Origin of the sequence: Komagataeibacter europaeus LMG 18890 (assembly GCF_000285295.1) — a bacterium.
Lineage (GTDB): Bacteria > Pseudomonadota > Alphaproteobacteria > Acetobacterales > Acetobacteraceae > Komagataeibacter > Komagataeibacter europaeus.
In genome coordinates this window covers 1-3,363 of record NZ_CADP01000191.1, presented here as the reverse complement: position 1 = coordinate 3,363, position 3,363 = coordinate 1, and the positions used below count along the sequence as shown (strand labels likewise).

The window sequence follows — 3,363 nt, the reverse complement described above, 5'->3', positions numbered from 1 at the left end:
AGCTGGAGACCCGCAAAAACCGGTAGCGTTTGGACGGCTATGGTGATTCATTGAAGTTACGCGATCACGGAGGCCTGCTATGGATCCCAAGTCCCTGTTCAGTTTGAGCGATCACCTTGATGCATTGAGCAAAGAGGGCGATCCGCTCGAGGTTTTGCAGGAGACGGTGGATTTCGAGTATTTCCGGGCGTGGCTGGTCGAAGGGCTTGGGTATGGCGATGGTAGCAAAGGCGGCCGCCCACCATTCGATCCGGTGATGATGTTCAAGGTCCTGATCCTGCAGGCGCAGCATAATCTGTCAGACGCCCGGATGGAGTTCATGATCCGCGATCGGCTGAGTTGGCTGCGATTTCTGGGGCTGTCGCTCGGGGATCGAACGCCGGACGAGAATACGATCCGGCATTTTCGCAATCGCCTGACCGAGACGGGAACGCTCAGGCGGGTGATGAAGGCCTTTGACTGGCAACTCCAGAAGAAGGGCTACATGCCAATGTCCGGGCAGATCGTGGACGCCTCGCTAGTGCCTGCGCCAAGACAGCGGAACACCGAGGGCGAACGCGAAGCGATCAAGTCAGGGAAGAGCGCCAGCGACATTTGGCCGGACGAGCCGAACAAGGCAGCACAGAAGGATACCGACGCTCGCTGGACACTCAAGGTCGGCGGAAAAGTCCGGTATCGGGCAGATGGGACGCCGCTCCCCATGATCGCCCTGCCGGTCTTCGGCTACAAATCCCACATCAGCATCGACCGACGCTTCGGCTTCATCCGAGGCATGGCGGTGACTTCGGCGTCAGCGGCGGACGGGCGTCTTCTCCGGCAGGTCGTCAGCACGAACAATACCAGTTCCGAGGTCTGGGCAGACAGTGCCTATCGATCCAGGCGCAACGAGAAGTGGCTGTCGGACCAGATGCTCACGTCCCGTATTCATCGGCGCAAACCCATGGGCAAGCCGATGTCAAAGGCAACCGCGCGGGCCAATGCCGCCAAATCCTCGATCCGTGCGCATGTTGAGCATGTCTTCGCGCATCAGAAAAACCGGTTCAACCTGTTCATCCGCACCATCGGCCTCGCCCGCGCTGAGGCGAAACTGACCCTTTGCAACCTGGCCTACAACTTCAATCGGCTGATCTTCCACGAGCGTCTAGAAACCGCAGGCTGACTCTGTCTGCAAGTCGGCAAAACCGGCGAAATCAACGCCGGGTATCGTGGAAATCGGTCCGAATGATACCCTTGGTGCGCCCCGCAACCTCGACGTCATCAAGCCAGCCCGCTTCGCCAGAAATTACCCGGTTTTTGCGGGTCTCCAGCTGATGAAATTACGCCGTGCGCAGTATCGGCGCGATGATCTGGAATACCGGTAACCTGCGTATCGCCTGATCGCCCCACTGACGCCACGGAGGAAGCATCTGGACCGTTCCCCGCGCACGGATGCTGCGGCGCGTTGTCGGAGCGTATTCTTCATATTGTCATGACCACGCCATTTCCGGCCCATCATGACCGTGCAGGGATAGTTTTACCGCTTGCGTTCATCCGCCGGTATTCAGGATCGGGATGGGGCAGCGCTGCTGGTTGTCCGGATCAGGCAGTTCTTTTTCATGGTTGTGGCATCTGATGAAAAACCGTGTGCAATCCGGTCAAGGGACCATCGGAATCGTCAACCGCTCTGACAGGGCGGCGGGTTCTGTTGTCCTGCCCAAATGCTGGATCGTGGAATACAGCCTTGCCCGGCCTGGTTGCTGCCGTTGTCCCAACAGGAAGGGCGAGGTGACGATTTCATCTTCATATGCAGGATTGGTTATCGTCCATACCCGCATGGTTGTGCGGAGAATCGTTCAGGTTGTTTTTCGAATCGGTTTCTAACAGATTTGGAACTCAATAAATTTTTTACTAAAACTATGATATAGGGTCTGGTATAAAACTTTTTATGCCTCTAAAAGCCGCTTCATGATAACGGAATTATGCAAGCACGATATGGTTTTTCCAAGAATTTTCTATTCCGAAATAATGGAATTTAATTTTTTACTAAATTAAAAGTAAATACATCGGCATATATTCTTCAAATAAAAATATAAATAATTTAGTAAAACCGGAAATAAATTATAATGCCTAGCGTAAATAAAAAGTTATCAAAAATAATATGTTTTGTCATATTAATAATTTTATACTTTTTAATTTCGTTTCGTATAAGCTTTCATACTATATGGCATATGAAACCAACCTTTTTTGCCATATCAACTGTCTTGTTGCCAGTTTTTCTTATGAATTCAGGAAAAATTTTTGCCTTGGCGACAATGCCGATATTCATGACATCGACATTGATATATTGGTTTCTCTGTCATGAATATGGTTCCATTAGTGAACCCATGCTGCAGGCAATAGCTGGTACCAATTCTCATGAAGCCTTATCTACACTGGAATCTTTCAGTATTCCCGTTGTGATGCTTCTTGTGGCAAGCTTTGCTGCGCAATGCTATCTGTCCTGGAAATTTTCCCGTTTTAGATTATACGTGTTCATTTTTACCGGACTGACTCTTGTCTATCCTTACGGAAGGGCAATTGTAAAAGCGTATCATGTACAGAAAGAACGTCATGTATATACCGAAAGCGCCAGTTCTTTCCGTGCGTATGCGCCTGGTACGATAGGGAATACCGTCTATCTTCTTTCCTTGATCATGAATGATGAGAACACGGAAGCCGTACCTCATCAGAATACGGATAGCATGATCACAGATAAAGTGCCTGGCAGGGTCAAGAATATTATTGTCGTTGTCGGTGAATCAGATCTGGCCGACAGGCATACGATTTATGGCTACAAGGCACAGAATACGACACCAAATATACAAAGGCTTGTTGATGGCGACAGGATATGCGTCATACAGAATGCGCATTCTTCCGCCAACATGACACGCTATGCCGTTCCCATGCTATTTTCATTTTATGATCCCGATCATAGGGATAAACTATACTCTGAAAAGAATATCATAGAACTTGCCAAGGATAATAAATACAAGACTTTCTGGATATCATCACAGGACGGTTTCGGTCAATACTCCCGCTCCTTTGGCTATCTATCTGAATTCAGCGATTATGTAACGCGACAGGATTATAACAATAAGGAAAATCATGTTGACTGGCATGATGAATCCCTGCTGCCCGTTATTAAAGAAAAGTTCGCTGATCCAGATGAATACAAATTTTTTGTCATTCATATCATTGGCAGTCACATCTTCTACTCTGACGATCGGACACAGGAAGATATTGATGCGCTTCCCACGGCAGACACCTATGACCAGAGTATTCATAGAACTGACCGTATATTAGCACTACAGTTGCAGTTTGTTTTGTTCGTTAATTGTTCATGGT

General features: G+C 48.9%; 2 protein-coding genes. Both read left to right on the top strand.

Annotated features, from left to right (window positions below; all coding sequences use genetic code 11):
* The first annotated feature begins 79 nt into the window (after positions 1 to 79).
* Positions 80 to 1,159 carry an IS5/IS1182 family transposase gene (locus GEU01_RS20305; protein WP_019085572.1) on the top strand — a complete coding sequence of 360 codons (1,080 nt, stop codon included), beginning with the start codon at positions 80 to 82 and terminating at the stop codon, positions 1,157 to 1,159.
* Between the two features lie 1,132 nt (positions 1,160 to 2,291).
* The coding region (locus GEU01_RS20295) for a sulfatase-like hydrolase/transferase (protein ID WP_232272645.1) at positions 2,292 to 3,363 on the top strand (1,072 nt) is incomplete at its 3' end.

What these genes read in the sequence shown, in the direction of transcription:
- GEU01_RS20305 (WP_019085572.1), top strand. Translation starts at nt 80, where the DNA reads ATGGATCCCAAGTCCCTGTTCAGTTTGAGCGATCACCTTGATGCATTG.